This window comes from Microbacterium sp. (assembly GCF_035277845.1).
Lineage (GTDB): Bacteria > Actinomycetota > Actinomycetes > Actinomycetales > Microbacteriaceae > Microbacterium.
The window spans coordinates 1-6449 of record NZ_DATEJS010000100.1 but is presented as its reverse complement, the minus strand read 5'-3'; the positions used below and the strand labels follow the sequence as shown (position 1 = coordinate 6449).

Sequence of the window (6449 nt, the reverse complement as noted above, 5' to 3'; positions counted from 1 at the left end):
ACCTCCGCGACCGCGGCGTCGACCTCGGCGAGCGGTGCCTCGGCGGCCGCGTCCTCCGCGGCATCCTCGACGGCGGCCTCCTCTTCGGCGGCGGCGTCCTCGGCCACCGCCTCTTCGGTCACGCCCTCGGCCGGCGTCTCGACAGCCGACTCTTCGGTGTTCTCGACGCTCTCGTCAGCGGGCGCGTCGGCATTGTGGATCTCGGAGATGGACTCCACGAGTTCTCCCTTGTGAAATGTGTGAAACAGGCACGCCCGTACAGGCGCCACAGACGGCGCGGATCCCGCTCTGCTCCGACGGTGACACCGGATCGGGGCACCGTTCGAGTCGTTCGCGGATGCTGTACGGGAGGCTTTCGCAGATTGCGATGGAGGTCAGAATCCGCTGGCCTTGCGGCTTTGCGGCATCCTCCGTGTACTCCGTAACCTTACCACTGTCCGGCGCGGACACCGGTATTCAGCCGATCGCGGCCTCCGCGGGACGCACCGTGCCGCCGAGGAAGTCCACCGCGAGCGGCAGCGCCTCCCACGGCGATCCCGTGACGGACTCGGCCAGCGCGGTGGCCTCCAGACGCCGGCCGGGACCGTCCGCGAGCACGAGCACGCTGGGGCCTGCTCCGGAGACGACGGCCGCGAAGCCGGCCCGCCGCAGCGCCTGCACGAGCCGGTCGGTCTCCGGCATGGCCTGCGCGCGGTAGCTCTGGTGCAGCTTGTCCTCCGTGGCCGCCAGCAGCAGCTCCGGGCTCTGCGTGAGCGCCGCGATCAGCAGCGCCGAGCGGGACACGTTGAAGACGGCATCCTCCCGCGTGACCTGCAGCGGGTCGTAGGTGCGCGCCTCCTTGGTGGACATCGTGAACTCGGGCACGAGCACGAGAGGAGCGACCCCGCGGTGCACGAGCAGCTTCTTGTGCTGCGGGCCGGTCTCGTCGACCCACGCGATGGTGAGGCCGCCGAAGAGGGCGGGCGCGACGTTGTCCGGATGCCCCTCCATCTCGGTCGCGAGCTTCAGCAGCAGCTCGGGGCCGAGCTCCACGTCTCCCTCGAGCAGGCCCTTGGCCGCCAGCAGGCCGGACACGACGGCGGCGCCGGACGAGCCGAGGCCGCGGCCGTGCGGGATCGCGTTGTGCGCGCGCAGGTGGATGCCGGGACGGGTGCGGCCGACCGCACGATAGGCGTGGTCGATCGCCTGCACCACCAGGTGCGAGGCATCCCGCGGCACATCCTCCGTGCCCTGCCCGGTGACGTCGATCACGAGGCGGTCGTCGTCGAGCTGCGTGACGGTGAGCTCGTCGTAGACGCTCAGCGCGAGGCCGAGCGTGTCGAACCCGGGGCCGAGGTTGGCGCTGGTCGCGGGGACCCGGACGACAACCGTGCGGCCGGGCTCGCTCACGCGAGGTCCAGCACGGAGGCCACCTCGGTGGTCTCCGCATCCACCACGATCGGGGCGACGTCGCTGCCGTCGGCCTGACGCAGGGCCCACTGCGGGTCCTTCAGGCCGTGGCCGGTGACGGTGAGCACCACACGGGAGCCGGCCGGGATGATGCCCGCCGCGGCGCGGTCGAGCAGGCCGGCGACGCTGATCGCCGATGCCGGCTCCACGAAGATGCCCACCTCGGCGGCGAGCAGCTTCTGCGCGGCCAGGATGCGGTCGTCGTCGATGGCGCCGAACCAGCCGTTCGTGGCATCCCGCTGCTCGAGGGCGAGGTCCCAGGAGGCCGGGTTGCCGATGCGGATGGCCGTGGCGATGGTCTCCGGGCTCTTGACGACCTCGCCGCGCACGATCGGCGCGGAGCCGGCGGCCTGGAAGCCGAACATGCGGGGAACGCGGGTGGACACACCGCGGTCGGCCTCCTCGCGGTAGCCGCGCGAGTAGGCGGTGTAGTTGCCCGCGTTGCCCACCGGGATGAAGTGGAAGTCGGGCGCGTCGCCGAGGGTCTCGACGACCTCGTACGCCGCGGTCTTCTGGCCCTCGATGCGGTCGGGGTTGACCGAGTTGACGAGGTGCACCGGGTAGCGCTCGGCGAGCTCGCGGGCGATCTCGAGGCAGTCGTCGAAGTTGCCGCGCAGCTGGATGAGCTTGCCGTTGTGGGCGACGGCCTGGCTGAGCTTGCCCATCGCGATCTTGCCCTCGGGCACCAGCACCGCGGCGGTGATGCCGGCGTGCGCGGCGTAGGCGGCGGCCGACGCCGAGGTGTTGCCGGTGGAGGCGCAGATGACGGCCTTCGCGCCGTGCTCGACGGCGCGGGACAGGGCCACGGTCATGCCGCGGTCCTTGAAGGAGCCGGTCGGGTTCATGCCCTCGAACTTCACCCACACGTCGGCGCCGGTGCGTCGCGACAGTGCGGGGGCGGGCAGCAGCGGCGTGCCGCCCTCGCCGAGGGTCACGACGGTGGACGACTCGGTGACTCCGAGGCGGTCGGCGTACTCGCGCAGGACTCCCTGCCAGACGTGGGCCATTTCAATCTCCTTCAACACGCAGGACGGACACCACGCGCTCGACGACTCCGCTCGTGGCGAGTCGGCCGACGGTGGCATCCAGGTCCTGTTCGACAGCTTTGTGGGTGCCGATGACGAGCCGCGCGCGGCCCTCATCGGTGACGGTCTGCTCGACGGTCGCGATCGACACGCGCCCGTCGCTCAGGATGCCGGCGACGGTCGCGAGCACGCCCGGCTCGTCGTCGACCTCCAGCGTCACCTGGTAGCGGGTGACGATCTCGCCGATCTGGACGACCGGCAGGTGGGCGCGCGCGGACTCGCCGACGCCGACGCCCCCGGCGATGTGCCGGCGGGCGGCGGAGACGACGTCGCCGAGCACGGCGGACGCGGTCTGCAGACCGCCGGCGCCGGCGCCGTAGAACATCAGGTTGCCGGCGGCGGCCGCCTCGACGAACACCGCGTTGTTGACGCCGTGCACGCTCGCCAGCGGATGGTCGCGGGCGACGAGCGCGGGATACACCCGCACCGAGACGGCCTCGCCGTCGGCGCGGTCGGCGAGCCGTTCGCACACGGCCAGCAGCTTGATCACGTAGCCGGCGTGGCGGGCGGCATCCATCATGCCCTTGGTGATGCCGGTGATGCCCTCGCGGTGCACGGACTCGAGCGGCACGGTGGTGTGGAACGCCAGCGAGGCGAGGATCGCAGCCTTCTGCGCCGCGTCATACGCCTCGACGTCGGCGGTGGGGTCGGCCTCCGCGTACCCGAGCCGCTGCGCGTCGGCGAGCACGTCGGCGAAGTCGGCGCCCTCGCGGTCCATGCGGTCGAGGATGTAGTTCGTCGTGCCGTTGACGATGCCCATGATGCGGTTCACGTGGTCACCGGCGAGCGAGTCGCGAAGCGGCCGGATGATCGGGATCGCGGCGGCGACGGCGGCCTCGTACGAGACGGATGCCCCGACCTGGTCGGCCGCGTCGAAGATCTCGGCGCCGTGCGTGGCCAGCATCGCCTTGTTGGCGGTGACGATGTCGGCGCCCGAGTTGATCGCCTGCAACACGTACGAGCGCGCCGGCTCCAGTCCGCCCATGACCTCGATGACGATGTCGGAGCCGACGATGAGGGTCTCGGCATCCGTCGTCAGAAGCTCGGCGGGCAGCTCCACGTCGCGCGGGGCGTCGATGTTGCGCACCGCGATGCCGGCGAGCTCGAGCTCCGCACCGGAGCGCTCGGCCAGCTCGTCCGCGTGTTCACGGAGCAGGGAGGCCACCTGGGAGCCCACGGACCCGGCCCCGAGCAGGGCCACGCGCAGGCGTCGTTTGTCAGTCACTTCGTCTCGCTCCGCTCGCTCAGCACAGGCACTTCGTCTCGCTCCGCTCGCTCAGTACACGCACTTCGTCTCAGATTCCTTCCGAGGGGATGCCGGCGTCCCGCGAGAGCAGGTCGGCGAGGGTCTCGCCGCGCACGATCACACGGGACGCGCCGTCTGCCACCGCGACGACGGCGGGACGGGTGACGTAGTTGTAGTTGCTGGCCAGCGAGAAGCAGTACGCCCCGGTGGCCGGCACGGCGACGAGGTCGCCGGGGGCGATGTCGGCGGGAAGGTGCCCGCGGTCGACGACGATGTCGCCCGACTCGCAGTGCTTGCCCACGACCCGCACCAGCACGGGGTCGTCGTCGGACTCGCGCGACGCGAGCGCCACGGAGTACTCCGCGCCGTAGAGCGCCGGTCGCGCGTTGTCGCTCATGCCGCCGTCGACGCTCACGTAGACGCGGGTGCCCTCGCCACCCTCCAACTGCACCGGCTTGACGGTGCCCACCTCGTAGAGGGTGACGCCGGCCTGGCCGACGATGGTGCGGCCGGGCTCGACGGCGAGCTCGGGAACGCGGATGCCGCGCACCTCGCATTCCTGCGCCACGGCGCCCGCGATGCCCGCGGCGAGCTCCTCGATCGGGGTGGGGTCGTCGGCCGACGTGTAGGCGATGCCGAAGCCGCCGCCGAGGTTGAGGAGGGGAACCGGCCCTCCCTCGAGCAGTTCCGCGTGAAGGTCGACGAGCCGCGACGCGGACTCCGCGAAGCCTGCGACGCCGAAGATCTGGGAGCCGATGTGACAGTGCAGACCGAGGAAGCGCAGCCCGTCGATCTCGCGGATGCGGGCGACGACGGCTGGGGCATCCTCCATCGCGACGCCGAACTTCTGGTCCTCATGCGCGGTTGCGAGGAACTCGTGGGTCTCCGCGTGCACGCCGCTGCGCACCCGCAGCAGCACGTCCTGGGTGTAGCCGTGACGCTGCACGATCGCGGCCAGGCGCTCGAGCTCGATGACGCTGTCGAGAACGACGGTGCCGACGCCGACCTCCACGGCCCGCTCCAGCTCGCGCACGCTCTTGTTGTTGCCGTGGAAGCCGATGTGGGCGGGCTCCATGCCGGCCGCGAGGGCGATCTCGAGCTCGCCGCCCGAGCAGACGTCGACCGACATGCCCTCGGCCGTCACCCAGCGCACCACCTCGGTGGACAGGAACGCCTTCCCGGCGTAGTAGACCCGGGCGAGGGCGCCGTGGCGGGCGGCCGCCGTGCGGAACGCCGCGACCGTGCGCCGTGCGTGCTCGCGCACCTCGGTCTCGTCGAGCACGTACAGGGGCGTGCCGTAGCGCGCCGCCAGCTCGGTGGCCTCCACTCCCCCGAGCTGCAGCACACCCCGGTCGTCGCGACGTGCGGAGGCCGGCCAGACGGCGGGGTCGAGAGCAGCGATGTCTTCCGGAACCGGCAGGGGTGCCGGTCGGGAGGCGGGTGCGGACAACGAGGAACCAATCGGTGGGATGCGGCGGCGCGATGCCCGGACGCGGCGCGCGCCGGATGCAGCGGCAGATGCGCGTCGGGCGCTGTCAGTCTATCGGTTCAGGATGCCGCAGCCGATTCGGGCGACCGGCCGGTCGTCGCGCGAGGACGCACGCGTGACGAGCGGAGGAGATGCGACGGGCGGAGGAGATCCCGCCCGGCGGCGGCCCTCCGCCGGTATCATCTCCTCTGCTCGTCGCAGCACAGCGCAGCACAGGGCGTTTCGGCTCGCTCCGCTCGCTCAACGACCGGAGGGGAGCGGCGCGGGTCACTCGGCGACCGGAGGGAGCGGCACGGTGCGCGACGGTGAAGGTCATGCGCGGGTCACTCGGCGACCGGAGGGAGGGGCGTCGTGCGCGACGGTGAAGGTCATGCGCGGGTCACTTGCACGTGCCGCGGGCCTGCAGGGCGGGGTCGCTCAGGATGCCGCGGTCCACGTCGAAGTCGGCGAGGACGCCCGTCGGCTTCACCTCGAGGCCGGTCAGGGTCATACCGCTCGGGTAGCCGTCGGCCAGGCAGATGGTGCGCGACGCGAGGATGCCCTGGGCGAGCCCGCCGAAGCGGGCGCGCACGGTGTCCGCCGACATCGGCAGCCCGCCGACGACGAACTTCTTCGGCGTCAGCACCAGCGCGCCGTCCTTCACACTCACGCCGAGCACCTCGGAGAACGAGACCCCGCTCAGGAACTGCCCGGGGTTGAGGGCGACCGTGACATCCGTGCCGTCCACCTTCACCGACCCGGGAAGGATCTGGCCGAGTGCGGTGCGGTTCGCGGAAACGATCGACCGCAGCGCACCGGCGCGCAGGCGCACCGACACGTCGAGGCTCTTCGGCTTCCCCGTTCCGCCTGTCGGCACCTGCGTCGCGTGCACCTTCACGGTGCCCTTGGTGCCCGCGATCGGCACGTCGGCGACGGTGATGTTCAGGGTGGCGAGCTTCCCCGCCCACACCTGCGGCAGGACCGGCTCCTGGAACGACACCGCCACGGGGTGGGATGCCGGCAGGCCGAAGACCTGGTCGACCTTCTGCTGCACCGTCTGCTTGACGGCGGACGACGCTTGGGTCTCGGCGACCTGCCAGCCGATCGCGGCGGCGATGCCGACGGCGACGAGCACGACCGCAGTGGTGCTGAGCGCGACGATGAGGGCACGGTGCCGGCGCCTCTTCGGTGCCGCCGGGGC

At 71.7% G+C, this 6449-nt stretch carries 6 protein-coding genes; all 6 read right to left on the bottom strand.

The window, feature by feature from the left end:
• Positions 1-218: hypothetical protein (locus tag VJR25_RS04330; RefSeq protein ID WP_324112891.1), on the bottom strand; the 218-nt coding region annotated here is incomplete at its 3' end.
• Between the two features lie 238 nt (positions 219-456).
• Positions 457-1389: a homoserine kinase gene (gene thrB / locus VJR25_RS04325; RefSeq protein ID WP_324112889.1), complete on the bottom strand. Its 933-nt coding sequence runs from the start codon at positions 1387-1389 to the stop codon at positions 457-459.
• Positions 1386-2456, bottom strand: a complete 1071-nt coding sequence (gene thrC / locus VJR25_RS04320) for a threonine synthase (RefSeq protein ID WP_324112887.1) — start codon at positions 2454-2456, stop codon at positions 1386-1388. Before thrC ends, thrB begins: the two co-directional genes overlap by 4 nt.
• 1 nt (position 2457) lies before the next feature.
• Positions 2458-3759, bottom strand: a complete 1302-nt coding sequence (locus VJR25_RS04315; RefSeq protein ID WP_324112885.1) for a homoserine dehydrogenase — start codon at positions 3757-3759, stop codon at positions 2458-2460.
• 70 nt (positions 3760-3829) lie between these two features.
• Complete coding sequence (lysA, locus tag VJR25_RS04310) at positions 3830-5230, bottom strand: diaminopimelate decarboxylase (protein WP_324112883.1); 1401 nt, start codon at positions 5228-5230, stop codon at positions 3830-3832.
• Between the two features lie 418 nt (positions 5231-5648).
• On the bottom strand, positions 5649-6449 hold an 801-nt coding region (locus tag VJR25_RS04305; protein ID WP_324112882.1), incomplete at its 5' end, for an LmeA family phospholipid-binding protein.

Bases quoted from the DNA above. Each gene is read 5' to 3' on its own strand.
- thrC (WP_324112887.1), bottom strand. From the start codon at position 2,456: ATGGCCCACGTCTGGCAGGGAGTCCTGCGCGAGTACGCCGACCGCCTC.